This window comes from Enterococcus sp. DIV2379, from assembly GCF_050542965.1.
GTDB classification, from domain to species: Bacteria; Bacillota; Bacilli; order Lactobacillales; family Enterococcaceae; genus Enterococcus_D; species Enterococcus_D entomosocium.
Window position 1 is genome coordinate 1,792,676 of record NZ_CP172938.1, and the last position, 26,071, is coordinate 1,818,746.

The 26,071-nt window shown below is 42.3% G+C and carries 28 protein-coding genes; 12 read left to right on the forward strand and 16 right to left on the reverse strand.

Translation table 11 applies throughout. From position 1 onward, the window contains the following. Positions 1–220: 220 nt before the first annotated feature. Entirely contained in the window at positions 221–1,162 is a 942-nt protein-coding gene (gene rsgA / locus IGI92_RS08310; RefSeq protein WP_430608466.1) for a ribosome small subunit-dependent GTPase A, read from the reverse strand. 152 nt (positions 1,163–1,314) lie between these two features. After that, the gene (gene mgtE, locus IGI92_RS08315) at positions 1,315–2,679 is read right to left on the reverse strand and encodes a magnesium transporter (protein ID WP_430608467.1); all 1,365 of its coding nucleotides are present in this window, start codon (positions 2,677–2,679) and stop codon (positions 1,315–1,317) included. A 409-nt stretch (positions 2,680–3,088) separates the two neighbouring features. On the opposite strand from mgtE, the gene IGI92_RS08320 reads away from it, so the two are divergent. Beyond that, on the forward strand, positions 3,089–4,075 hold the full coding sequence (locus IGI92_RS08320) for a DNA/RNA non-specific endonuclease (protein WP_301388644.1): 987 nt from the start codon (positions 3,089–3,091) through the stop codon (positions 4,073–4,075). A 32-nt stretch (positions 4,076–4,107) separates the two neighbouring features. Here the strand turns inward: IGI92_RS08320 and IGI92_RS08325 are convergent, their stop codons facing one another. After that, positions 4,108–4,362, reverse strand: coding sequence for a LexA family protein (locus IGI92_RS08325; RefSeq protein WP_301388642.1), 255 nt, complete (start codon positions 4,360–4,362; stop codon positions 4,108–4,110). A gap of 341 nt (positions 4,363–4,703) precedes the next feature. Here IGI92_RS08325 and IGI92_RS08330 point away from each other — a divergent pair, with 341 nt between their 5' ends. Further along, a complete protein-coding gene (locus IGI92_RS08330; protein WP_005235922.1) occupies positions 4,704–5,189 on the forward strand; it encodes an AmiS/UreI family transporter in 486 nt (161 codons plus the stop codon). Between the two features lie 15 nt (positions 5,190–5,204). Here IGI92_RS08330 and IGI92_RS08335 read toward each other — a convergent pair whose 3' ends face one another. Continuing rightward, complete coding sequence (locus IGI92_RS08335; RefSeq protein ID WP_301389455.1) at positions 5,205–6,449, reverse strand: glycosyltransferase; 1,245 nt, start codon at positions 6,447–6,449, stop codon at positions 5,205–5,207. Between the two features lie 161 nt (positions 6,450–6,610). On the opposite strand from IGI92_RS08335, the gene IGI92_RS08340 reads away from it, so the two are divergent. From IGI92_RS08340 to IGI92_RS08355, 4 genes are all read left to right on the forward strand, one after another. Further along, positions 6,611–7,003, forward strand: coding sequence for a hypothetical protein (locus tag IGI92_RS08340; RefSeq protein WP_005235919.1), 393 nt, complete (start codon positions 6,611–6,613; stop codon positions 7,001–7,003). A gap of 61 nt (positions 7,004–7,064) precedes the next feature. Further along, positions 7,065–7,604 carry a sigma-70 family RNA polymerase sigma factor gene (locus IGI92_RS08345; RefSeq protein WP_005235917.1) on the forward strand — a complete coding sequence of 180 codons (540 nt, stop codon included), beginning with the start codon at positions 7,065–7,067 and terminating at the stop codon, positions 7,602–7,604. Beyond that, entirely contained in the window at positions 7,594–8,388 is a 795-nt protein-coding gene (locus IGI92_RS08350; protein WP_005235915.1) for a hypothetical protein, read from the forward strand. The genes IGI92_RS08345 and IGI92_RS08350 overlap by 11 nt, the downstream gene beginning before the upstream one ends. Before the next feature lie 308 nt (positions 8,389–8,696). Beyond that, a complete protein-coding gene (locus tag IGI92_RS08355) occupies positions 8,697–8,864 on the forward strand; it encodes a hypothetical protein (RefSeq protein ID WP_005235914.1) in 168 nt (55 codons plus the stop codon). A 242-nt stretch (positions 8,865–9,106) separates the two neighbouring features. Here IGI92_RS08355 and IGI92_RS08360 read toward each other — a convergent pair whose 3' ends face one another. Continuing rightward, positions 9,107–10,432: a dihydrolipoyl dehydrogenase family protein gene (locus IGI92_RS08360; protein ID WP_301389456.1), complete on the reverse strand. Its 1,326-nt coding sequence runs from the start codon at positions 10,430–10,432 to the stop codon at positions 9,107–9,109. A 180-nt stretch (positions 10,433–10,612) separates the two neighbouring features. Between IGI92_RS08360 and IGI92_RS08365 the strand changes: the two genes are divergently transcribed. Next, positions 10,613–10,801, forward strand: coding sequence for a hypothetical protein (locus tag IGI92_RS08365; protein ID WP_005226063.1), 189 nt, complete (start codon positions 10,613–10,615; stop codon positions 10,799–10,801). Positions 10,802–10,863: 62 nt separating this feature from the next. Here the strand turns inward: IGI92_RS08365 and IGI92_RS08370 are convergent, their stop codons facing one another. The 3 genes from IGI92_RS08370 to IGI92_RS08380 form a co-directional block, all read right to left on the reverse strand. Further along, positions 10,864–11,841, reverse strand: coding sequence for a Gfo/Idh/MocA family protein (locus tag IGI92_RS08370; protein ID WP_005235909.1), 978 nt, complete (start codon positions 11,839–11,841; stop codon positions 10,864–10,866). Between the two features lie 23 nt (positions 11,842–11,864). Beyond that, positions 11,865–12,305, reverse strand: coding sequence for a heme-binding protein (locus IGI92_RS08375; RefSeq protein ID WP_308810356.1), 441 nt, complete (start codon positions 12,303–12,305; stop codon positions 11,865–11,867). Between the two features lie 72 nt (positions 12,306–12,377). Next, positions 12,378–13,403: a Gfo/Idh/MocA family oxidoreductase gene (locus IGI92_RS08380; protein WP_430608469.1), complete on the reverse strand. Its 1,026-nt coding sequence runs from the start codon at positions 13,401–13,403 to the stop codon at positions 12,378–12,380. A gap of 204 nt (positions 13,404–13,607) precedes the next feature. On the opposite strand from IGI92_RS08380, the gene IGI92_RS08385 reads away from it, so the two are divergent. The 4 genes from IGI92_RS08385 (at position 13,608) to IGI92_RS08400 (ending at position 16,500) form a co-directional block, all read left to right on the forward strand. Then, positions 13,608–14,501 (forward strand): MurR/RpiR family transcriptional regulator, encoded by an 894-nt coding sequence (locus tag IGI92_RS08385; protein WP_301389458.1) that lies wholly within the window; start codon positions 13,608–13,610, stop codon positions 14,499–14,501. Then, positions 14,498–15,463 carry a Gfo/Idh/MocA family protein gene (locus IGI92_RS08390; RefSeq protein WP_005235903.1) on the forward strand — a complete coding sequence of 322 codons (966 nt, stop codon included), beginning with the start codon at positions 14,498–14,500 and terminating at the stop codon, positions 15,461–15,463. The genes IGI92_RS08385 and IGI92_RS08390 overlap by 4 nt, the downstream gene beginning before the upstream one ends. 159 nt (positions 15,464–15,622) lie before the next feature. Then, entirely contained in the window at positions 15,623–15,847 is a 225-nt protein-coding gene (locus tag IGI92_RS08395) for a hypothetical protein (RefSeq protein ID WP_005235901.1), read from the forward strand. Positions 15,848–16,023: 176 nt separating this feature from the next. Continuing rightward, entirely contained in the window at positions 16,024–16,500 is a 477-nt protein-coding gene (locus IGI92_RS08400; RefSeq protein ID WP_008379975.1) for a GNAT family N-acetyltransferase, read from the forward strand. A gap of 69 nt (positions 16,501–16,569) precedes the next feature. Here the strand turns inward: IGI92_RS08400 and IGI92_RS08405 are convergent, their stop codons facing one another. The 8 genes from IGI92_RS08405 to IGI92_RS08440 form a co-directional block, all read right to left on the reverse strand. After that, positions 16,570–17,613, reverse strand: coding sequence for an AI-2E family transporter (locus tag IGI92_RS08405; RefSeq protein ID WP_008379977.1), 1,044 nt, complete (start codon positions 17,611–17,613; stop codon positions 16,570–16,572). Positions 17,614–17,785: 172 nt separating this feature from the next. Further along, positions 17,786–18,643 carry a triphosphoribosyl-dephospho-CoA synthase gene (locus IGI92_RS08410; RefSeq protein WP_301389459.1) on the reverse strand — a complete coding sequence of 286 codons (858 nt, stop codon included), beginning with the start codon at positions 18,641–18,643 and terminating at the stop codon, positions 17,786–17,788. Between the two features lie 12 nt (positions 18,644–18,655). Beyond that, the gene (locus IGI92_RS08415; protein WP_086372982.1) at positions 18,656–19,741 is read right to left on the reverse strand and encodes an acyltransferase family protein; all 1,086 of its coding nucleotides are present in this window, start codon (positions 19,739–19,741) and stop codon (positions 18,656–18,658) included. Positions 19,742–19,765: 24 nt separating this feature from the next. Next, positions 19,766–20,359: a malonate decarboxylase holo-ACP synthase gene (locus IGI92_RS08420; RefSeq protein WP_005231351.1), complete on the reverse strand. Its 594-nt coding sequence runs from the start codon at positions 20,357–20,359 to the stop codon at positions 19,766–19,768. Positions 20,360–20,362: 3 nt separating this feature from the next. Further along, entirely contained in the window at positions 20,363–22,045 is a 1,683-nt protein-coding gene (gene mdcD, locus IGI92_RS08425; protein WP_301389460.1) for a biotin-independent malonate decarboxylase subunit beta, read from the reverse strand. After that, entirely contained in the window at positions 22,035–22,334 is a 300-nt protein-coding gene (locus IGI92_RS08430) for a malonate decarboxylase subunit delta (protein WP_005226050.1), read from the reverse strand. Before IGI92_RS08430 ends, mdcD begins: the two co-directional genes overlap by 11 nt. A gap of 25 nt (positions 22,335–22,359) precedes the next feature. Next, complete coding sequence (gene mdcA, locus IGI92_RS08435) at positions 22,360–24,006, reverse strand: malonate decarboxylase subunit alpha (RefSeq protein ID WP_301389461.1); 1,647 nt, start codon at positions 24,004–24,006, stop codon at positions 22,360–22,362. 5 nt (positions 24,007–24,011) lie between these two features. Next, on the reverse strand, positions 24,012–24,926 hold the full coding sequence (locus IGI92_RS08440) for an ACP S-malonyltransferase (RefSeq protein WP_005235886.1): 915 nt from the start codon (positions 24,924–24,926) through the stop codon (positions 24,012–24,014). Positions 24,927–25,043: 117 nt separating this feature from the next. Here IGI92_RS08440 and IGI92_RS08445 point away from each other — a divergent pair, with 117 nt between their 5' ends. Continuing rightward, positions 25,044–25,898 carry a LysR family transcriptional regulator gene (locus IGI92_RS08445; protein ID WP_042890734.1) on the forward strand — a complete coding sequence of 285 codons (855 nt, stop codon included), beginning with the start codon at positions 25,044–25,046 and terminating at the stop codon, positions 25,896–25,898. Positions 25,899–26,071 lie beyond the last annotated feature (173 nt).

The window sequence follows — 26,071 nt, forward strand, 5'->3', positions numbered from 1 at the left end:
ACACCCCACTGTGTTTTTTTATACTGCCTTTCTTGACGGTAGCTTGCAACCAGACAGGCGTTCTTAGCTTAGTTCAACCACTTAGCATGTAGTGCCCTGTGGAATTGGCCGCCTTTTCGTGAAAACACAAGGACATTGTCTACGTCCCTCTTCTTTACTCAACAAGACTCTCTTAACACGTACAAAAAAGCACTCCTCTTAAAGAAAGGAGTGCTAACTTTTACTTTTTCAATTCTTTGATCTGTTCTTTTCGCTTCAAATACGCCAGTTCTTTTTCCATTTTACGATAGCGGGCGAAAGCTTCTTCTGAAAGTTCACCGGCAGCAATAGCTGCTTTGACCGCACATTTCGGTTCTGTTTCATGACGACAGTCTCTGAAGAAACAACCTTCAGCATACTGGCTGATCGCTTCAAAAGATTGGTCGATCGAAGCTGACCGGACGGTACTGATGCCAACTTCCCGCATACCAGGAGTATCGATGATCATTGCGCCAGAGGACAGAGTGAACAACTGGCGACTCGTCGTCGTATGTCGTCCTCGACTATCCTCTCTTATGTCATTGGTTTTTTGTACGTCTTGCGCCATAAGCTGATTTAATAAGCTGGACTTTCCGACCCCAGATGAACCGATAAATGCGCTGATCTGTCCGTCAGAAAAATACGTTTCCATCAGCAATTCGTTTGGTTCAAAAATGGACGTAGCAAATGTTTTCACACCAAATGCATCGTTTAATGCTTGCAGCAGCTCTGCTTTTTTATCAGCAGTAACTTGATCGGCTTTGGTCAAGAGAATCACCGGATTAGCCCCACTGTCCCAAGCGATCGTTACAAAGCGCTCTAACCGAGCCAAATTGAATTCTTCATTGGCACTAGTTGCAATAAAAACTGTGTCGATGTTCGCCGCAATGCCTTGCTCGTCCGTGCGATTTCCAGCTACTTTTCGTTGTAAAAAACTTTTTCGTGGCAGCAAAGCATCAATCAAGAAATGATCTTGATCGTACACCTGTCCTTGTACAAAATCACCAACGATCGGATAATCCTTTGGCGCTAGTGCCTGTTGGCGAAATTTTCCTGAAACCGTTGCTAAACATTCTTCTCCTGTGGTCAAGCAGACTTTTGCAATATCTTTGGCCTGAAAGACCACAATTCCTTGTTTTTCCATGATTTCCCTCCAGTTAGTTAGGAGGCCGCACTTAAAAAGAGAAACCTCCGAGTTGATGTTGCTTCATTTGATTTGTCATAAGGCATTTCCCCTTTCTATGTTGTGCTCATCATGTGATGTCGCTTTATTATACCACCGGAACGGACAGTATGCTAAAGCAAATGACCCAAAAGAACATTTACTGAAACGAAGTAGATAAACAAGCCGGCGATATCTTTGATCGATGTGATGATCGGTGCCGAACCGGCTGCTTGGTCGATGTTTAGTTTAATCAGTACAAACGGGACTAAGAAGCCAAGTGCTGCGGCTAAGGTCATGGCAAAAACTAACGAAATACCAACAGCCACACCTAACATCGGGATTCCTTGCCAAAGTGATGCAGCAGCCCCAGAGATGACCCCTACGATCAATCCTAGACTTAAGCCGATCCAAACTTCTTTAAAGAAATGGCGAGTGAAGGTCGAAAGATCAATATGCCCTAATGACATCCCGCGAACAAAAACAGTTGAGGACTGTGTACCAACGTTTCCACCCATATCCATGATCAAAGGGATAAAAATCGCAACGGCTGCCACCGATTCCAATGTTTGTTCAAATTCATCAATGACTACCCCAGCTAAAAGACCGGCAACCAAAGTGATCACTAGGAACGGCAATCGGACTTTCCAAATTTGCCAAAGGTTGCCGTTGATCAGAACGTTACTACGGTCTGCTTCATTAGAAGCAACATCGACTAAACCAGCGGCATTAAACATGTCTTCTGTCGTTTCTTGCTCGATGACATCGATGGCGTCATCGACAGTGATGATCCCAACGATTCGCGATTCCTTGTCTACGACTGGTAGCGCAATGATATCTAGTTCATTTAGCAAACGTGCCGCTTCTTCCTGGTCCGTGTCCGTGGTAACATAAATAACTTTTTGGGACATGATTTCACTGATGAGTTGATCCCCTTGCGCCATTAAGAGATCTTTCAGTGACAAAACACCTTCTAATGTTTTCGTTTGATCAGTAACATAAAGCGTATAAATCGTTTCTTTTTCTTTGGCTTGCATTCGCACTTTTTCTAACGCTTGATTGACCGTCATATCTTTCTTCAATGTGATGAATTCCGGTGTCATCAAACGTCCAGCAGTCTCAGCCTCATACCCTAATAAGAGGTTTGTTGCAGCACGTTCATCCGGTGCCATTGATTGTAAAAGTTTTTGTGTTACGGTCGCTGGCAACTCATCCAAGAGTCTTACCCGGACATCTGGTGCCATTTCGTTCACAAACTCGGTTGCCCGTTCATCGGTGAAAGAGCGTAATAAGTGTTGTTGTGTAGCTGGTGTCAAATCTTCAAACAGGATAAGTGCTTTATCTTTCGGTAATAGTCGGAAAACGATCACTTTTTCATCCGCGGATAAATTGCTGAACAATTGTAACAGCGGCAGCTCTTCCATTCCTGATACGAGTTCTTTTAATTTTTCAGAGTCTTTCTGATTTAAATAATGTAAGATGGTTTCTTGCTGGTTCATGGGATACACTCCTTCTCCTGTAATTTTGCTCAAAGAAAGAAAGGAAATCGTTCAGAAAATTGTCCAGATTTCTTTCGTTTGAAGGTTGCGTGCTATACAGCTGAAATTTCGTTCCGCAGCTGGAGATGCCTGTTATTAAAACAAGCATCAAAGGGAAATAGCAACAACTTTATTCATTATATCACATAGTTTTTTTAAAACATGAAAAATTTGACTTACAAATAAAAAAAACCATTCAGGCATGTTCCCTTGGTAAAGAAAGTGGGTTAAGAACATTTGAGATCAAAAAGCAAAAGAAACCTGAAAGTTCTGTAAAACGCTCCATGCAAATGGTATGATGAATGGGTTGCAGTTTTTTTACTCCCCGTTTATGCTAACTATACATCAATGAAAAGAGAGGCAAAAAAAGATGGCAAAGAAAAAAACATTTATCGGATCGGTCACTGCGCTTCTCGCACTCGCAGCAGTCGGATTTAGTTTCCTACACAGTAATGATCTATTCCCAAATCACAAAACACCATCATCAGAAGTGGCAGTCACTTCTGCTAAGGATATTCGTGCAGATGAGCTGGCACAGTTAACTTACCAAGGCACCCAAACGATTGAAGTCAATCAGAACATTCCTGAGTTTTCAGAAGATGATCTTTCCCTTGAAAATGGCGCCTGGGAAGCATACGGCGACCTCGATCACCTCAATCGTGCGACCTCTGCTGAAGCAATGTTGAATCAATCCTTGATGCCCACGGAAAAGCGTGGCGATATTTCCAGTGTGAAACCGAAAGGTTGGCGTAATAAACAGCTCCCCAATGGGAAATATTTATATAATCGAACCCACTTGATTGGCTTTGCTTTAGCTGGCGAAAATGCAAACTGGAAGAATCTGATCACAGGGACAAGTCAGTTGAACAATCCCGAGATGTTGCGTTTAGAAATGGATATCAACTATTATCTCAAGCAAGATAAAAATCATTATGTCCGATATTCCGTCACCCCGATCTATCGCGATGACGAGCTGGTTGCCCGTGGGGTACAGATGCAAGCCCAATCTATTGGCGAGGATACGATCCAATTCAACTATTATATCTTCAACATCCAAGATGGTGTCACAATCAACTATGCGGATGGTAGCAGCGAGATTTCCAACGAAGATATGACGCAGCCGGAGAATGTTACAAGTAGTGAAAACAACACGACAACAGCCACTTCTCAAAGCAGTGAAACAGAGGAAAAACAGAAAGAATATGTCGATCAACAAGGAAACGGTTTGATCAAAGGATCAAGAAGCGGCATCTATCATTTGCCCGGATCTAAATACTACGAGGATACTACCAACCCGAAAGAATGGTTCAAAACGATCGCTGAAGCGGAAGCTGCCGGCTACCGTGCACCAAAATAAAAAAGCCTTAGGCTTTTTTATTTTGGTTTTATTTATTCTTCGTTGGCTTGTGCTTGTCGCAACGCTTTGACATAGGCCTTCCCTTCGTCTGTAAAACGAACCGAACGTGACTTAAAGCGATAAGCTCGGTAAATCAGGCCTCTTTTTTCAAGACGCAATAAATGACGATAAACCAAAGAAGTTGTTTTTATCTCTTCATTGGCACAGATTTCTCGTATGGTAGGTGCGCAACCTTGAGCTTGCATATATTCGTCAATAAAAAGTAAGATTCGATCTTTTCTCGGCATAATTCCTCCTTTCCGCAAAACAGTCTTCACTGCTGCAAATTCGTAAAAACCGATAAGCTACTGCCTCGTCAGCTTTTTGTCCAATTAATACACTGAAAATCTATTGTTCCTCTCTCTTTTCCCATTCTTCCAACGAGTTAAAGTTCCTTTTAAACGCTGGAATTTTCCCCTTAACGAGAAAAACATCGGCAAGCAGCGCTCTTTGTTATTGATTTTATCAAATTTAACAGCAAAAAATAGTAAATTTGAAAATTATTTTCCTTTTTATTGACATAAAAATAAATAAAGGTATTATTTTTTCTTGGAATTTGTTATTCTAAATTTAAGTAAAGGAGGATTTTATGTTAGGGATCGGCTTATTTTTTGTAGGAATTACTTTGATAATCAACGGCTGGGGAAGTTTACTTCACATTGACTATCGTTCACTTGCTTTAATTAATCTTTTTACAGGTTCGTTATCTTTCATTATCAATCTAATCTATATGCTCCAAGGTGCTTATTATGAAGCAGGCACAGGCTTTCTCTTTGCCTTCACGTATTTACTAGTAGGAATTATTTATCTCTTTGGTTTGGATCTACGGATTTATGGAATTTTTGCGCTATTCGTAGCCATCAATACCTTGCCTTTTGCCTGGGTCTCTTGGCAATGGGAGCAAGATCCCCTTTTTGCACTGATTTGGTTAACATGGGGAGCATTATGGTTTTGCGGCTTTTTGGATACGATCGTGAAGGTAAACTTTGGTCGTAAGATTCATTATTTTGCGATCGCTTGCGGTATCTTCACTACGTGGGTCCCAGGTTTGCTGATGCTATTAGATCTCTATTAAACAATAGTGATTATCTCAATGATAATCACTATTGTTTATTTCTAAAAAGTGCTCAATCTCCTGCATCGCCTTCTGAGGACCATTTGTCGGGAAATGATTCTTTAGCTGGCAGGCTTGTTGGCAAATCTTCAGATCTCCAACCTCTGTCAGAGCAGTTTCCAGATTTTTCTCAGTTACTGGTTTTGTCAGTGCAATTGCATTGCCATACGCCACGCAGTACTGAATATTGCAGCTTTGCTCATAGTGCATCCCGATTCCGATAAACGGCTTCCCAGAGGCACAAGCTGTTTGAACAGTCCCTTCCCCACCATGGATAAAAGAAAAATCGATATGCTCATGCAATAGATGACTTGGCAGATATTCGGTCAGGAACAAATTCTCTGAGACGTTGTGTTTCCCCTTGAGTAGATGCGTAACCGGAGCAATGATCGCTAGTTCCGGACGGTTTTGTAAGAAAGCTAAGATTTTTCGCACCATGCGCGGATTCCCCGAACTGCCCATTGCAAAATAAACGATTCGTTTTCTTTCCCGCCGCTTTTGTTCAATAAAAGTCAACACTTCTTCTGGCAAGGACGCCCCCATCTTGGCAAAAATCGGCCCCACGATTCGATAATTATCTGGCAGCAGCTCTTTTGTTATAAAGCGTTCAGGAGTGGTGATGAGATTTAAATCAGCGTCCATCATTCGTAAGCTCGTTTCAGGCATAGAAAGTTTTTCTGTTTGGGCAGCGTGTTTGAATGCTCGGGGCATCCAGCGGGATTTTACCAATTGTTTTCTTGTCCAATACCAAAGTGGTTTCCTTAACGGTCCGAAGAAACGCAAACTAGAAGGGATAAACGCGCTATCTGATCGAAAAAAGGGATCACTCATCGCATAGGGTTTTACGTAGACTAAGGGAATCTGTTTGCTGCGAGCAGATAGAAAGATCGTGACATTCGATCCAGTTACAATCACCTGAGGAGCAAGCTTGTCGACCAGTTTTTTTTCGCTCAGAATACGCGCAGCAACCATCTCTTTGGTGAAGGGATTTTTGAATGAGCGCAGTTGATCTAATTTTATGATCTGTTCCTCTTGTTTTTCTGTAAGAGTCGGCGTCAATAAATGGTACGTAAAACCACTTTCAATGATAAGTGAAGCAAAGGTCTTTGAAAAACCAAAGAACTCACAGTGGTGATTTCCTTGCATTTGTTTAGCGACTTTGATCATCCGTGTCGTTTCAGCCAAGTTGAATACCGCAGGTGCAAAAAGAATCATTGGCATGCAATCCTCCTCATGTATCGAGTCCATCCACTCGTTTCTTTCAAGTATACTAAAAGAGCGCATACTTAGGAGAAGTTTTTTGCAGACCTTCTCGTTCATCTTTTTACATTGTTTAACTAAAAATTTGCTATAATAAAGAAAACCTTTCAAGGAGTAAACCAATGCGAAAAAAAATATCTTCCTTGCGGCTTAGTATATTCTCACGCGGGCTCATTCTCTTTGCTTTCTTTTTCTTGATTCAACAATTTTGGGAAATGGTTGTTTCTGACTTTGCACTTTTGCCTTCGCTGGCATTCATCCAAATTCTCTTGATGATCCTTTCAACCTTTCTCATTAGCAAGTTTGTTAAAAAACGCTCGTGGCGGCAAGTGCTTTTTGGCAGCTACCTATTCATCATCGGCTCGCTATTTTCTTTCTGGCTAGCAAATAATCCATTGGAGCTGCAAGCAGTCATTCTTTATATGATAGGCGCTTTTTTTGGCGGCATTCTTTGGGAATATTTGGCCCAGCGCTTGGCAACAGATCTTCTGGCCAAAGAACATGAACCTCGTTAACAGAGGTTTTTTTCTTTTTCTGATAGAAAAGGCAAACATTCTTCGTATATAGTGTGAAGGGGTGAAAAAGGTGCAGGATGAAGAAATCATTGAACGAATCAAAAAGAAAGACTATGCCGGCTTAGAAGAACTGTTAGCTGTTTATGGTGATAGCATGCTGAGGACGATTCATAGTGTCCTCTCCCAACCGCATGAAGTGAGCGAGCGCCAAGATGTAGCGAACGAAGTTTTTTACGAGGTTTGGCAAAAGATTGCTGCGTATCAACCTGACAGAAGCCGCTTGATTACTTGGCTGCTTTTGATCAGTCGTAGTCGTGCGATTGACCACAAGCGAAAGTTGAACAAGCGCTCATTGGAAGAAAAACCTGTTGATGAGCAGGAACTAGCTATTGAAGAATCACCTTTAACAAAGGAAAACTTTTTGGGCTTTATTGAAGACCTTGAAGCCCTTGATCAAAGGATCTTTCTGCTCTACTATTTTTATCAGGAATCACCCGAAACCATCGCAGAGCAGACGGACTTAAATGTCTCAGCAATCTACAATCGTCTTTCCCGTGGCCGCAAACGCTTAAAAGAAAGGATGACTATCGATGGATTTTAAACAGTTAGTCTTAAATGAAAATAAATCACTGATAAAAGTAACTGAACAAGAAAAAGCAACAACCTTCGAGCTGTCCAAACAATATGTTTTCTTGCAAGATCTATTAGAGGAGCTTCGGACGCTTTTAGCAAAAGACGAAACGATTCTTGGCTATCTGCCTTTGACGCCAGATGGAAACCTCGCCTTCGCCAACCAAGGGCTTGGCGCCTATGCGTATGCAACAACTGAGAAAGCAAAAGCATACCGTGACATCTTTCATGATACCCGCGGCAATCGTTTGTTGGTTTTCACAGAAACCCGAATGCTTTTTCTGGTCATCATCGACTATTTAGAAAGTAACACCTATTTCAGTTACCCCTATGAGAACATCAAAGCCTTCACCATCAAGCCAAGAAAGCTGATGAAGCACGAATCACCAGAGGATAAAGAACAATTCCATTGGGGCTATTTCGACTTTCAAGCGGGGACGCACATTTTCTCAGAAGTGCTGACGAAAAAAGACTACGAATTATTTACGTCCTATCATGAATCGATCCCTGCACTCAAGAAAATTCCAATTCAAAACAAAATTTACAGAGCAGCCAAATATCAGTATTTCTTGAGTAATTGGCATTTCAGTTTTCGCTTGATGACCATTTTCAACCTGCTCTTCCTGCTGCTGTTTGTATTACTGATTCTCGGATTTTTCTTACACTTTGGTCCACTGAAAGGATTTTATTATAAGGATCTATTGGATATAGGTATGATCATTTCCCTTTTGTATAGTAAGAATATCTTGCCATAAAAAAAGACTGCCGTTCCTTCCTAATCATTTCTTTGATATCAATTGAATAAAGCACCAGATTTTCTACGGAAGAGCACCTCTTGCAGGATTCAAGTGAAAACGAATGCTGCAAGAGGTGCTTTCTTGTCTCGGACTATTGGGACATTCCTAACCGCCCGTTTTTTCATTTCCTTTTGAAATTCTCAGATTTCTTGTGAACTTTTCAGAAGACTCCACTCATAATTTCATACATGCCTAATGAGATTATTTTTTCATTCACGCTTGCTTTTTAGGAAGAAACGTTATGATGATTTTACTTGCTAGGAGGTGTGAAAAATCGAACTTATCGGACATTTGGTCTTTTGGATCCCGTTTTGTCTTTTTCTAGTGATTGGATCGTTTTTCATACAATGGCGGAAACGTTTCGTTTCAACCCTTATTGCAGCGATCCCGTTTCTCTTTTTTATGGTAAAAATATTCAATTATCGGCACTATGAGCCAGATTCTATTTTCATCATCTATTTGGTCGGACTCTTCTTGTCATCGATCTTACTGATTGTTGCTGTCCGTCGGCTTTCAAAAAAAGCCTAAACCTAGGGTTACTAGAAAACAAAGACATTGCTTAAATGAAACCCAGCCTAACTTTAAGGTTCATTTAAGGTTGGCAGACTATAGTCAATACGGACATAATAATTTAGAGCCTGTGCTAGCGGAAACTAGCGCAGGCTTGTTTGTTTATTTATAGAAAATAGGACAAATCGCTAGCAGGTGTGGGGTAGGCAAAAATCATTTGTGCCAGTGCTTCTTTCGATAGCTGATTTTCCAACACAAAAACGAAGTGGTTGATCAACTCATCCGCCAGTGCAGAAAAAATCGTGACAGCAACGATTGTATCAAATGTGTCATAAACCAATTTGATTTTTGCCTCTTGATCATTGATTCGTCGATAGGTATACCAAGAAGAAAGATCTATCACCTCACTATGATATTCTGAGGCATTATCGGCAATCTCTTGCTCACTGATCCCGACTCTTGCCAGTTTTTCCGCACCAAAAACTAGTGTAGGGATCAGTGGATAGCGGATGGGCGTTTTCTGGTCATCTATATGCTCGACAAGATAGGCGGCTTCAAAGCTAGCAACAGGCGTCAGTTTTGGCTGCTTTTTCGCTAGCACATCTCCGATTGCGTAGATGTGTGTTTGACTAGTCTGCAAAAACTCATTTACAACAATCCCTTGTTTTGACGTTTCTACCCCTGCCTTTTCCAGTTGCAGCTGATCGCTATTGGGTCTGTGTCCCGTGGCACCAATCACTGCTTCTACGGTGAGAGACAATGCTTGTGTCTGAATTGTATAGTGGTTTTGTTCTTTCATGATTCGCTGTGTGTTCTGGTTAAAGTGAAACGAAACACCTTGGTCCTGCATTGAACGAACCATTTCTGCGGTCAATGCAGCATCAAATCCTTTTAATGGCTGGTCATTATGATGAATCACATGAACTTCAGCACCTGCTGCTTGAGCGATCATCGCCAATTCGAAGGTAATATATCCAGCACCTATGAAAGCAATCGTTGCTGGCATCTTTTCAAAGGAAAGAAAATCAGTACTGTTTTGTAAATGCTCCTTGCCGACGATTGGCAGTACGGCTGGACGCTGTCCTGTCGCAATGATTATTTTTTCTGCTTGAATCTCTTCTGCGCCCACGATGACCGTATGGACATCACGAAAAGCGGCTTGTCCGTAGTAAGTAGTGATCCCTTCTGCCAGTAGCCCTTGTTTGGTTGACTCCGGCACACGATCAGTATACGAGCGTTTAAACGCCATCAGTGCCGGCCAATCAATGGCTACCTGCCCTTGAACGCCATTGCCTTGCATACGTTTCGCCTCTGTTTTGACTTCTACGCCTCGCATCAGTAGTTTTTTCGGATCGCACCCGCGATTGGGGCACGTGCCACCCCATAAATCAGCTTCGACGATCGCCACTGTCTTTCCTTTGGCTTTTAACCCGTAGGCAGCAGCCGTACCAGCTGGACCCGCTCCGATAATCAGTACATCCACCTTTTTCATCTGTCTCCTCCTTCTCTTAAAAAAATCCTGCTCTTTCTCTTCCCTTCAAGTATAGCGAATCACGGTCAGCCCACAAAACAATTCGCCTTTAACGGCTCCTGCGAATGATCACAATCATTCCTTAAAATTGCGTTTGATATGGTATACTTTTCTTGTCAGTTTAACGACAAAGGAGAATGAATGACTGTGAGTTTTAAACGTTTTTTTCAGCTCTTTCTTTTTTATTTTCTCTCGATTCTGGTGGCCTATGGCCTGATTGCGTTTCTAGCAGTAGATAACTTTTGGCTGGTCGTCTGTTTGATGACAATTGTCGGCTATCTCACCTTGGGTATCCCACTAACCTTATTGAGTTTAAAGAAGAAAAAATAAGACAACACACAAAGACACCAGCAACTTCTCTAAGAAGCTGGTGTCTTTCCAAATTGATGCGATTATCCTAATACGATCTGGGCATCTGCCAATGCTTTTTCCACTACTTCCATCACCAGCTTGCTATGTGCAAGGCGTTCCTTGACAAAGACATGATCATTTTCGTGAATGGCTTGTGCAAAACGGGCAAATTCTTCAAACATACGATGTCCGTGAACGCTTTGATCCTGATGGATTTTTTCCCCATTGACCGGTTCAACGTCATAGCTGGCAAGCATATTCGTCGGCCCGTTGACGATGATCGATCCTTTCGTCCCTTGGATCGTTGAGCGAATCGTCGCTGTCGAATCTTTGGCGCCAATACAAACGACTTTTGTTTGTTCATAGTCTAAAAACAGCATGCCAGAAGTATCGATCCCCTCTTCGACATTAGCAAAATAGCGGACACTTTTAGGTTTTCCTAAAAGCCCGACCACAAAATGAATATTATAGATATTGATATCCATCAATGCCCCACCACCCATTTTTGGGTTAAATGCAGGTAAAACGGTTCCCTCTTTGAATGAATCATAACGAGAAGAATATTGCGAATAGTTGCATTCAATCACTTTCAGCTCTCCCAATGTTTCAAGCTGCGCTTTTATTCCTTGGTAGTTGGCTAAGTACTGATTCGTGATGGCTTCCATCAAAAGCACCCCATGGGCAGCAGCCAATTCTGTTAATTCTACTAATTCTCGTGCCTGCAACGTAAATGGCTTTTCACAAATGACGTGTTTGCCAGCGAGGATCGCTTCTTTGGCAAAGGAATAATGCAAATGATTGGGCAATGCGACATACACGGTGTCAACGAAGGGATCCGCCAAACATGCCCCTAACTCTGTATAGACGGTTTGAATCCCGTATTGCTGTTTTAAGTGATTCATTTTCTCTAAATCATTTTCTGTCCCAAAAATAGCGGACAGTTCAAGCTGCGGGACATCCCCTGCCACCGTCAAAAAATCATGGACGATCATGCCTGCCCCTAAAATCGCTAAGTTCATCTTGCTTCCCCTTTTCTATTTTCTTAGATCATTTGTTTCAATACCTCGGTGATCACTTTATGATCCTCTAAATGGGCCAAACCTGACACACAGATAGCACCAGTGACTTCTCTATCTTCGATAATTGGAAAACCACCACCACAAACTGCATAATGTTCGTCTTGTGCCCATTTAGCAAATTGTATATCTCTATCTTTTTGCGCATAGACGTATAGTGAACTATGCCCGCTTTCTAGTACCGTTCGTTCTTTTCTTTCAAGCCAAGGGCTTTCTTTTCGCCCTGCCATTAAAAATCGAATGATCGGCAAGCCATGATGAACAACTTTGATCCCTACAGGCTTCGGGTAGTTCCTTTTAACGTACTGATCAATGGCAATTACCAATCGCAATGCGAGGTCATTGTCAAAATGAGCAAACTGCAGCTGCTGTTCTTCTTGCAGGATTTCTGAAGATTCGATTCGTATCTACTCCTTTACGTTGAGTCAGTTGATGCCTTCAGGCGCTTTGTTTGTCAAAAGCCTCGTAATCACTCTGCCTTATGACTCAGTGATCATTTGATTGATGCCTGTTTCTAGCATTTCGATTTGTAAAATCGTTTCTTCGTCTTTCACGATTTTCTCTTTGCCATTGATGATCGTTTCATAGACGCCCTCGTACACACGGCTATAATCACCAATTTCAGAGATGACTTTTTCTTCATGGTAGTCACCGTTAGCATCCATATAAGTTAGTGTGCCATAGTGTTCCGGTAAATCGATCCCAAAATCGGCATGATCCGGGAGATAAAACTGTTTTAGATGCTCTTCTTGTCGATCCTTCGTTTGTTTAACAAAAACGCCGTTTTCACCATAAACGACGAAACTAGGCCGTTCTTTTAATCGGAAGTAACTAGATTTGACTGAGACTTTCATTCGACCATAAAACAGATCCAAATCGAAGTAATCATTCATGCGATTTTTTCCAAGCAATTGCCGAACCTCATAATGGACATCGTCTGGTTGCCCAAAATAGGAGATCACTTGGTCCAGTGTATGACAAGCGTGTCCGTACAAGTAGCTAGTATTCAATGAAAATTCGGTCACTGACCGTGGAATCTCTGGACGAAAATAATCATAATGCATCTCTACTTCTAAGAGATCTCCGAGCACGCCGCTTTCGATCACTTTTTGCGTAGTCAAAAAATCGGAATCAAAGCGGCGATTTTGATAGCATTGCACAAATAAGCCTTTCTCTTGCGCCAGTGCGAACAATTCCTTTGCTTGTGCCGAAGTTTCCGTAAAAGGTTTTTCGATCAAGACATTTTTCCCATGGAGCAAGACATCCTTGCCTAATTCATAATGCAAATGACTGAGGGTCGTGACCACAACTAATTGAATTTCAGGATCACGGTAGATATCCTCTAAGTCAGAGGTGTAATGAACGCCTTCTAGTGTTGGCCAGGTCAGCTTGCCGCTTGGTGAATAGATCGTCTTTACTTTGATCTTATCCTGCAGCTTGGTTGAAAAAGGCAGATGGTAGCGATTGGTGCTTTTTCCGTTTCCGAGATATGCGATAGTTAACATTGTGACACCTCCTATGAATTGATAGCTTGATTATTGCTGATATCCTTCGAAATGAGAAGTCTTTTGCCAAAAACAGGTTCTTTTGACCAGACTTTTTCGCAAACTGCTGAGTGGTTCTGAACATTTTTACCAAATTGCCAAAAAGGTACAGTTTTTGCTTTTGGTTTTCTTTGTCCTAGGCTATGATTAGAAAGAGGTGGTTTGATGTTATTAGGAGATAAATTACGGCTTCAAGAAGGATTGACCAATACGGAGAAGCGGATTGCCGATTATATTTTGCAAAATATCAATGATGTGCCTTCGTTGACGATTGAAGTCATCGCTAAGCATACATACACATCCCACTCTTCCGTCATTCGTCTAGCCAAAAAGATGGGGTTTGAAGGATTTAAAAGTTTTCGCTTAGGTCTGGCTGAAATTGCCCATAATCAGATGTTCAACCCAACCTTTGTTGACGCGAATTTTCCCTTTTCGCCCAAGGATCAAACACCTGATATTATGAAAAAAATGGCCGATCTAACGATCAACTCGATCCACAAAACCCACGCTCAGGTCGCTCCAGAAACGATGGAAGCAGTGGTGCAATCGTTGGAAGCTGCGCAGCGGATTTTCTTATTTGCTCGCGGTGATTCTCAGATCCGGGCAAGAAGTTTTCAAAATAAGTTGGTCAAAATCAATAAGTATCTGATCATTGCGGATGAATATGGGGATGATGCGTGGAATGCATCGAACGTCACGCAAAATGATTGTGCCGTGTTTATTACCTATCGTGGGAAAAATACACAATACGAAAAAATCATGCAACACTTTCGTGATGTTGGGGTACCAGTGATCGTAATCTCTGGCAACGCCCATGCGAAAATCATCCCATTAGCGACCCATGCGATCATCGCTTCTCATGATGAACGTGATTTTCTCAAAGTCGGTACCTTTTCTTCACAGGTCGCCTTTGAGTATATTTTAGATTCACTGTTTGCCTTGCTGTATGCCAAAGAATATCAAAAAAATATTGTCGAGTTAAGAAAAAAACAATCTGTTTTGGAATCAGGGATTCTCTCAGAATACCCGTCAACTGAAGAAAAGAGGGAAATGAAATGATCAATTGGGGAATTATTGGTGCCGGAAATATCGCCAATCGCTTTGCTGCAAGTTTAGAAAATTTTCAAGATGCCCAGCTTTATGGGGTTGCTTGTCGTACGATGGAAAAAGCGCAAGCGTTTCAAGCAAAATTTCCGTGTGATGCCGTCTTTGATAACTACCAAAACCTATTAGATGATCCAGCTATCGATATCGTTTATATTGCTTTGCCGCATTTGTATCACTATGAATGGATCATCAAAGCCTTTCAAGCAAAAAAAGCTGTTTTATGTGAAAAACCAGCAACCTTGACTGCACAAGAAATGCGCGATGTACAAAAACAAGCCCAAGCACACGAAGTCTTCTTTATGGAAGCCATGAAGCCACGCTTCACCCCAGCGTATCGCAAACTAAAAGAACTTGTGGATGGTGGTCATATCGGTGAGCTAACAAGTGTCACGACTACTTTTCGCCGCCATTTACCAGTCGAAGTCAGTTCTTACCATTATCTGCCAAAACAAGGGGGTGCTTTACTGGATATGGGGATCTATAACTTAGCCTTTATCCAAGATTTTTCACCAGAAAATTTAACTGCCGAAATAATCGATTACAGCCTTTATGAAACTGGGGTTGATACCTATGTTGAAGCACGCTTTGTCAGTGAAGACTTTGTTGCAGTGATTGAGACTGGATTTGACCAAACAAAAGAGACGGTGGCGGAATTACAAGGAACAAAAGGGAAAATCACGATCCCCAACTTCCATCGCCCCGCTTCTTTTACCGTGACGATTGACCAAGAAGACACGGTCTATGATATTGGGTACGAGATCGATGATTTCCATTCAGAGATTCAAGCAGTTCACACCGCTCTTGCACAAGGACAACTCGAAAATTCCCTGATGTCCTTAACGGATAGTATTGCCTGTATCGCTTTAGCAGATGAACTAAGAAGCTTGCTAGATGCGGAAAAAAAAGACAATTAAGATCATGCCCCATCGTTTTTGAATAGAACTGACCAGTGGCTACCACTCGGTCAGTTTTTTGTATCAAAAATTGAGCGCTTTCTTTGACGGTATCGAAATGGTTATATTATATTTATTGAGTATATTTTTATACAAATAGAAAAAGAAAGGAAAACGCCCATGACACCAGAAATTATTACTTATCTTATTTGTTTATTGACCTTCGCTTATCTAGCTGTGACGATTTTTACTTTTGTAAAAAATCGCCGGACAGGTGACGGTTATCGCCTCCGAATTTTTTACGTGCTGGCAGCAGCCCTCGTCTTTTTGCTTTCCGTTTATGCAATCGCTACCGGTCAAACCTATGACGACTTGGTTACATCGATAAATGATCTTTTTCAATAAAACACCGTTGGCACGAAGCCCTGCGGATCTCTTCGTTTTTGAACCTCTGGTTGAGGGAAGGATCAAAACGGAAACGAGCCAATGAAAGACTGCTCTTCGATGGCTTTTCATCAGGACCTTCTATACCGAATCAATGTCTTTCAACAAATGATGTCTGACATTTTATGGAGGTGTGCATGCTCATTCAGCTTAAAGAAGCGAAGCTTTCCGATTTACTTTCTATCTACTTGATACAAAAAGCTGCTTTCAAATCTCTCTTTCTCCGTTATCAAGATGGAGAAACTTCTCCCTATTTACAAAGTTTTGAGAAGCTAAACGCAAAGTTTTCTGCGTCGAATACCACTTATTATTTAATCATGACCGCTCAGAAAACCGTGGGATTCCTAAAACTGACGGTTGAGCAGGAGCATACGACGAAGCTATCTTCCATCGCCCTTCTTCCCTCCTACGAGAACCGCGGGATCGGTAGACAAGCAATGACCTTGATTGAAAGGAACGTACAAACAGATACGATACATTTGAATACGATCCTGCAAGAACCCAAGCTGGTTCACTTTTATCATTCTTTGGGGTATTCCCAAACAGGCAGGTTTCAAAGCACCTCTTCAGCAATCTGCTTTGTCTCCTTTACGAAAAAAATTGCTGCGAAATAAAAAAGCCATCTCGCCTTTCATCGGCAGAGATGGTTTTTCTATCAATTGCCATCCTTTACAGCAATCATTTTATTGGTCCTGCAAGGTGTCATCGGTTTTTTTACGCAATCGCGGAATCTCTTTCACATTCATTAAATCTAAAAAGAAAGTAAACAATGGGATCCCAATGATCAAGCCCCACAAACCAAAGAGATGTTCGCTAAGATACAGGAGAATAAACGTGTAAAACATCGGAATCTCTGTTTTATTGGCCATCAAGCGGGGATTTAAGATATAGGATTCCAACGCATGAACAAACACTATGATCAAAAGAATATAGATCACGTCATTAAATCCGCCGATGGAATAGGCAATAAACGTCAATGGAATACACGAGATGATCACACCAGCAACAGGAATCAAGCTGAGAAAGAAAATCATCAACGCCAAACTCAACAGCTGCGGAAAGCCCATCACCGCTAAGGCGAAGACAGTGATTGCTGTATTAACTAAGGCGATCACCAACTGCGTCTCAATCACATTTCCGAAAGCACGCGTAAACTTAGCTCCTAAATAGTAAACATCTTCAAAGAACCACGCCCCTCGCCCTTGCAAAAATAGCCGAGAAAACGCAACGGTCTTTTTGTTATCGATCATAAAGAAGAAACTAAGCAGAAATGAGATCAGCACCGTCAATGCCAACTCACCGAAATTATACAGATAATTGATCACGACTAGAACGCCGCTTTGTAATTTCTGAATATATTCACTGGTTTGCAATAAATTCAAGACATATTCGATCAATTCATTGTTGGAGTCTGTCCGTTGGTAGAAATCAGCAACGGAATTGACTAATTGGACGGATTGTTTGATGATGATGGGTACATAATTTGTTGCTACTAAATAAAGAATAAAAACAATCAAGCTGTAAGTCAGGATGCTCGTAAGCTTAATGGGCAGATGACTTTTTCGATGGAGCAAAAGAACCAGCCGATAAATCAGATACGTAAAGATAAAGGTCAGCAAAAGAATGGTCATCATACTGCGAAACAAAAAAAGAATGCCCGCAAGCATAAACAGGACCGTCCAGCGCCGCAACACAAGATTTTGAAGAAAAGCATTATAGTATTTCATCTGTAACTCCTTTATTCGTTGCAATGGAGCAACGAAGCATTTCAGTAGTGCCTAAGAATTATCTAATCATTAAACTATGCAAATAGCAAGAGATTTTATTTTTCTTAATCGAGCGAAAAAATGAAACAAAAAATCCTTAGAAGAATCGTTGGCTTTCTTCTAAGGAAAAGAGTTATTGGTAAACGGTCTTTCCTTCGTTTACGGGTAAAACCGAGTTGATGGACAATAAAAAGAAGCTGGCAGCCAATAGATCAGCACTGCCGCCTGGAGACACATTTTCTGACTGGCAGAAGGCTGCTAGTGCATGAAATGCTGGGTTCGGCAACGCTTGCTGATTGGCTTTTTGTGCGAGTTGCTGAACCAGTGCCAGTACCTCTTGATTGCTGCGGTATAAAATACACGTATCGTCCAGTGTAGCGATGATCGCCAACAGCATGTGGAGCCTTTTTTCAGTCTCATTGGAACAATCCCGAGAAAAATAATCCGCTAGAGCGATTTGAACATGGGGGAACCCAGCAGCAGCTTCCCCATACGCACCGAGATGTCCATATTTGGCTTGAACAGTTTTGCCATGACTTTCCGTTTGTTGAGTCAGCGCACGATCAGGAAATGCAGTGAGAAGCTGGATGTCAGAAAAGACTTCTGGCAAAAAAATCCGCTGTTTGCGACTAAGTTGGCTACTGACGGCGCTGATGAGCAAGCCTAATGCCCAAATGGCTCCTTTATGAGTGTTGATGCCACCAGTGGCTGCCAACATCGCCTGTTCTGCCTTCCGACCGATTGCAGCGATTGCTTCCCGCAACTCTTGAGACATGCTGCTTCCCCAAGACACCAAGGCCATTTCTTCAAAGTATGGCGTCAATGCTCGAGCTGATCGCAGAAAGAGTGCTTGATCCATATCGTGATGGGCACCTGAATCAATGGCATCCACTAACCCAGGTTTTGGGGACAATGTCACTTCTACAATCAAGGCTTCTTCTACCAATTGGGCGAGTCGTTGACAATTTTCTTCTACAGCAAATGCAAACATCCAACTCCTCCTCTATTTTTTGATTTGACCTTTGATCGTTACCCATAAAACATGCAAAACATAGCTTGTTAAAAAACCACAGCTGGCAGTTGCCAAATAAGCGACGATGATCATGATGCCCATTGGCAGTTGCAGCAACAAATCTTTGAAGCATAGCAACAAAACTTGAAAGACAAAAACATTGGCAAGATAGGTTCGATACGCATAAGTAGATAGCCACTTAAATGTCCCTAACTGAGGGGCATTGTTCTTGATCATAGTTGACCCAAACATAAAGACTGCAAAAATCAATACTAAGCTATATAAGCTTTGCAATGTATTTAAATACGGTGCATGAGCGAAACTTAGATCACCTGCATAATGTAGCAGATGATTGGCAGATAATAGCCCCAATGCTAAACCCACTGGCAAGAAAGCATAGCGAATCTTGTATAGGAAGCGATAGACGGTTTCGTGATAAATCAAAGCGGCTTCGCCATAGATCCCATAGATCACAAAGCTAAAGACAAACCGATCCAATAAATACCAGCTTTCATGATGCGGTCCTTCAAAAACTTGGCGATCATAAAACACATACCAAGCGACATACAAAGCAGTTGCGACGATCAATACTGGCCAAACAGTTTTTTTCTTCGTCAACACTTTGTAGCCTAACCAGACAAAAAACGGCATCAACAATTGGATCTGCAGCATCATGATCGTATACCACAAGTGTGGCGCCGCATCCCCCGTCACATATTTCAGTAAAAACGTTGCTGTATCAGTATAAGGTTTTCCTTGTTGGACAGCGGGAAAGAGCCATAAATAAGCCGTCGTCCAAAGCACATATGGCACGACAAGTTCAAAAAACTTTTCTTTCAAAAATTCTAGATAAGACAGATGTTGACTTGTCTTAACCATGTTATAAACAATAGCAAAAATAAACAGGGGTGCGGTAAATTTCACCAAGACATAAAAGGTACCGATGAATGCTGCAGTCTTTTCATCTTGGGTATTGGATAAGGCAAAAGTCAAAATCGTTTGCATCATTACTGCTGTCACGGCAAATACTTTTTGGAAATCACTGATGTTGATTTTTAAATCGTTGTTCTCAAACATGTTTTTCGCTCACTTTTCTAATAATTACCAAATCTCAGTGGTGAGTTTTGGCCCTTCGTCTGTTTTTACTAAGATTTTTTTTGATGGATGTTCCAAATACTCCTTTAAGGCAAACCCGCCTTGTTTTGTGATAACTTGAACATCGATCTGTTGAAAAAAGGCTGCCTGCTTTTCCAATAGTTCCAGTGGCAGCTTTTCTTTCGTGTCGGCATAAAGCAACAGATCTAAATCACTTGTCGGCTTGATTGCTGCCTGTTTTGCAGCCAATTCAAAACCCAAGCTGCCACCGATTCCCCAAGAATAGTGCTTCAATAAAAGCCGTGCTTGTTGATAGTTGCGGTAAACTGGATAATTGGCTACTTCATTGAATCGAAAGCTCTCACGAGTGATCAATTCCCAAGGATGGATCGTTCGTTTGATCATGTTGCAAGGTGCCTCAAAGGCAAAACGTTCTTGCCGCTTTTCCCCGCGCAACCCCACGGGTAAATAGCTGGGGTTACGGGGTTTCCCACGACGGACGGTCGCAAAAAGCTGTTCTTTTTCAGAAAACCATTTGGGAATATCAATCATATCAAGAACTTCTTTATCTAATTGAACGATATCGTGGGCACGGTTCATTCGTTACTCATTCCATTCTGCATTCATTTTTTCAAATACGTTATTCGTTTCCAGCCGGCCGCTCTTTTTAGCGATCGGATTGGTGTAGCGACTGGTCAACATCGTGTCATTCGTTTTACGCACATCATCAATCGCCTCATTGATCGCTTCAATTACAGTCGCTTTGCTTTCAGAGGTGACAGACTGATCCGTAATGGAGGATAAGAAAGTGAAGATTGCCCCAAGTTTCGTATAATTTTTGATATCATAAGCAATACTTGGTACTTTTTCCGCCGCGGCTTCAATCGCTGCAATCGACCGTTTGGTGACCCGACTTGCACTTTCTTTTGACATTGCTTGAACAGTGATCTTTTCACTATTTAATGCGATCAGACGACTTGATTGCAAGCCATGCGCTAAGAAAGCCCCAGAGATCGCATTACCAGCGATAAAACCGATCACTGGATGACCCGCTTGGCGTAGTTTGGCATAAGCTGCCGCACTGTTTGCTAAAGCTGCATGAATACCAATCAATTCTTCATTGTAGCCATACGCTTGGCTAGGGACATCGATGACCGCAATGATTGGTCGTTTGACTGCTTTCTCTTTGTCTTCTTGATAAACAGTTTCTAACAGGTGGCCCATCTCGTACCCTTCGACTAAACCAACTTCTCCCTTGCGTACCCGATACATCGGATTAGTTGGGTTTGGCACGATCGCTGTAACAACGACTTCTTCAGTAAAAAGGTCAGATGCAGCTGCATAGACTGTTGCACTAGTTGAGGTTGGGAACTGCAGATTCGTCAATGCTGAAAACCAATGATAACCGATACTGTCAGCAGCAGCTTCTTGGCCTTCTGTTACAGTAATAGGTGCCACTTCAGTTGCTTTATGCGTTGCAAGAGCCTTATTGTATGCCTCGATAGTCAGCGGCTTTGATAGATCAAGTTCGTTTAAAAGAGAAAGATAAAAACCACTTTTTTCGCTGCGATGACTGTCTTTCTTTTCAACCATCGCCGCAATCACAGCTTCTTGGATCGATTCGACACTGTCAGTCACTAGTTCATCGATCATTTGTGCTGCCAAACGTTGTTTGGCGCCAATGGTATTCCAAATCAAATCTTTATCACTGGAATCAAATTCTCTCACGCCAGCTTCTTGTTCGATGACTTCAGGACCGTTCAAACCGATACGGGCTTTCTTCGTCGCTATCAAGTAGCTCATAAGTGCTGAGGTAATCGACATACCGCCAAAAGAACCCACCCGACCTGGCACTAATCCAATCACTGGCACATACGATTTTATTGCAACGATCAAATTGCCGATTTCTGCAATCGACAATAAGCCGTAATTCGCTTCTTGGAGGCGTACGCCACCAGTATCGAGGATGATGATCGGTGTGATCGGATTGCCCTTTTGGTTTTCTTCCAACACATGAGTCAATGCCGCGATGATTTTAGCACCAGAAACTTCACCGATCCCGCCACCTTGGAATTTTCCTTCCATAGCGATCACGACCACGTTTTCTCCAGAAATCGTTCCACGGCAAACAACGATCCCATCATCGCTTTGTGGCACGATGTCTTGAGCCACCAGATTGGGTGCGATCATTTGGTCGAATGGATCGATCAATTCACGACCGCTCTTGGCATCCAATAATGCGTGCACCCGTTCTCGGGCATTTAATTCTACAAAACTATTCTTCATCTGCTAGTTCCTCCATTGCTTGGGTTAATCGTAGGTAAACCACACCGGGAGTGGCGCCAAAGTCGTTGATCACTATTTGCGCACTGATTGGATAGCGCTCAAAAAAACGTGTCAAGACATTTTGCCACACATCGCCAAAGCCATCACTTCCTGTACAAACTGAAACGGTGGTTTCTTGTTTGTCCGTTGGAAAAAGCAGAATTTCCAAGTCACCAGAACCAACCACGCCAACATGGACTTTTTTGGTGACTGGTTTCGTTGTTTGATACGTATAAGCTAATTTTTCCATCTCTTCTTCTCTCCTCTTGCTCTTATTAAGACCACGTTCTGAATTTCATTGGCGGTTCATACAACCCATCGGACCATTCGATCAAATCATCAACGGTTTGAGCTGCTAGCAATGATCGTTTGGCATCACTGCGTTTGATCCCTAAGTCTTCTGGTAATTTCACGATTCCCGCTTTGCGCAAGGCATCCAGAGAAGCTTTTGTGCTGGTCATTCCTAGTGGGGTTACACCACCGATGGCTGCGATTGCTACTTGTTTTTCCTCTTTTGAGTTTGCTTTATAAAGATAAGCGATGCCTTCTTCTGTCACGATATGCGTCGTATCTTCGCTATAGATCATAATTGGGGCATTGGCTAAACCAGCTTGCTTTTGGACAGCCAACGCATCTAACGTTTCTACAAAAACAGGTTTTTTATTGGAACCATACGTTTCAACCATTTGAACGACTAATTTTTGTCCTTTTGCTAAAGGATCTGTTTCATCCCGCAAGGATTGCCAAGCTGGAGTCGAATGCCGACGGCCCCCCGGATTATGCCCCATATTTGGTGCACCACCAAATCCAGATAAGCGGCCTTTCGTCACTGTAGAAGAATTTCCTTGATAATCCAGTTGTAAGGTCGAACCGATAAACATATCGATGGCATATTGACCTGCAGTTTGGGATAATGCTCGATTGCTGCGCATCGTGCCGTCTTTTCCGACAAAGAATACATCTGGACGAGCGGCAATGTATTTTTCCATACCAACTTCCCCACCAAAACTGTGGATGCTTTCGACCCAACCAGATTCGATAGCTGGAATCATCGTTGGATGAGGATTCAAGACCCAATTTTTCGCTACTTTTCCTTTGATTCCAAGGGTTTCTCCATAGGTTGGTAAAAGTAACTCGATCGCAGCGGTATTAAAACCGATCCCATGATTCAACGATTGTACTTCATGTTCTGCATAGATTCCTTTTAATGCCATCATCGCCATCAAAATTTGTAATTCCGTAATGTTTTGCGGATCTCTCGTAAAGAGCGCTTCTAATTGATACGGTTGGTCTGCTACCACGACGACATCGATCCAATCGCTGGGAATGTCGACCCGCGGCAAACGATCGACCACTTCATTAACTTGGACGATCACAATCCCATCTTTAAAGGCTGCTGCTTCGACGATCGTTGGCGTTTCTTCCGTATTGTAACCTGTATAAAGATTTCCTTGGCGATCGGCTTTGTCCGCCGCCACAAGGACCACATTCGGAATCAAGTCGATAAATAAGCGACCATATAATTCCAAATACGTATGAATGTCCCCTAATTTCATGGTTTTGTCTTCAATCATTTGGGCAACGCGCGTACTTTGTGCGCCTGCATAAGAAAAATCGATTTTCGCTGCAATGCCTTTTTCAAATATCGTCAAATGTTCTGGCCGGGAGATGCTTGACATGATCATATGCAAATTGTTGACTTTTTGAGCATCGACTTGTTCTAAGCTTTCTGATAGAAAGCTTGCTTGTTTTTGATTGTCGCCTTCAAGGACCACTTTGTCTCCCGGACGGATCAACTGTTCTAAGACTTCAATGATTGCTTCCGTTGGGACATATTTTCCATCGAGAAGATGCTCGATTTTTTTCATGGTTTGGGCTTTCTTTTCACGTTTACTTGCCCAGTTTCTTGCAGGTTTTTCCATTGTATTCATCTCCATTTTTGATATAGGAATAAAGCATCATCCATGCCATGTTGATCCAAATTGATCACACGAATCCCTTTGTTTTCAACAAATTTTGCTTGGATCAGTTTTGTTAAGGTATTGCCCGGAGGAAATTCAAGAGCCAAATCAAGTCCTGCTTCGTAGGCAACATCCATGATCTTGTTCCACTGCACCGGAAAAGCAATATTTTGCAGCAAATCACGACGGATCTCTTCAGGATTCATGGTCATCCGACCATCCGTGTTTTTGAGGTACGGACAGATAGGCACATCAAGGGATACCGTGTTCATAAATGGCGCAAACCGTTTCACGGGTTCTGTCATCAACACACAATGGGACGGCACAGGCACTGCTAAAAGTTTGGCGGTTTGTGCATGATAGTCTTTCGCTTGAGCCAGCGTCTTGTGCAAGCCTGTGAGATGACCAGAGATCGTATGCTGCATGAGGCAATTTTCATTTGATAAATAGACGGGAGCAGCAGGATCAAATGTATTTGCCACGAGCGCTTCTGCTTCACTTCTCGTTACACCAACCAGTACCCCCATGGCATAATCAGTCGGATAGGCTTCTTTCATCAGTGTCGCCCGATGATAGACCAAGCTAGCGGCGTTTTCGAAACTTAAGCTTTCACAAGCTAACGCAGCGGAAAAAGCGCCAATCGAATGCCCCGCCACAAGCTGAGGTTGCACACCAGATGCTTTCATCTGGTCCGTGTAAAAAGCCGCTTTTACTAAAAGGGCCAACTGAATATAGACGGTATCTTGTTCGAGATTCTCCGATACAGGGTGTAAATCAAAGCCTGTCGCCTGTTCTAGCCGATGGAAATAACTGGCAGGCACGTCCTCAAGCATCTTGCTGGTCTGACTGCCTTGTCCTGGGTATAAGAAACCTGTACTCATGAAACACCTCCTAAACAATTTCTCTTTCCTGTGTCATAATAACGGAAGTTTGTTATAATAAAAAATACCAGTTTCGTGAATATCCATAACCAAAAGGTATGGAAAGAGGAGTATCTGATGAACCTTGATCATTTACGCTACTTTAAAAAAGTAGCCGAATCGAAAAATATTACCCAATCTGCACAAGAATTATACATCTCACAACCTGCCTTGAGCCGTGCCATGAAACACCTAGAAAGTGAACTAGGCGTTCCTTTGTTCTATCATGCCGGTCGGCATATCGAGTTGACGATGTATGCTGAAGAATTTTATCCCTATGTCGTTGAGACGTTAGCACGTTTCGACGAAGGAATGAGTGCGATCCAAGCCTTAAATGGAGAAATGGTCCCGGCAGTGACGATCTACTCTGAAGTCGCTTCTGTTTCCTTGCCCAACTTGGTGGCGACATTCGTTGAAAAGCACCCTGAGATCCAACTTTCGATCAAGCAGCACGGCAGTAAGGAGACCAACAAAGAACAAGCCTTCTACATTACCTCTGAGCCAAAGAACGGCTTGACTAATCTGCCGATATTCACGGAACCCATCTTATTGGCGATCCCCCAAAAGCACCCCATGGCAGAAAAAAAAGACTTGCAAGTTGCCGATATCCAACACGTGCCTCTGCTGATGCTGGTTGAAAACAGCCCGCTGCGTAGAACCATCGACGAAGCTTTTGAAGCAAAAAAAATCAGTTTGACTATCGGCTCAACGACGGACGATCCAGCGACGCTGCGCTCCCTTATCAATCAAGGACTAGGAATCACCTTCTTTCCTAAAATTACTTGGGGTTATGAAGATGAGGCACCTTTCGTTTTACGTGAACTAGCAGATTTCCCCTTATCAAGGACGATCTATTTGGCATCAAGCTTTACGAAAGGTCATCCCATGACAAAATTGATTGCAAAAACCTTGATTGAATTTTATCTTGGTTAAACAAAAAGAAGCGTCCACTCGCACGTTAATTGTGCAAGTGGACACTTCTTTTTGTTTCCTATTTACCCCGGTTGAATCATCGAATCGACCGTACCTTCATTCACATTGATCTCTTCAATCTCTTTTGACTAGCCACAGTATTGGCTGCAGTCAAGTGAGACCCCATAAGATTT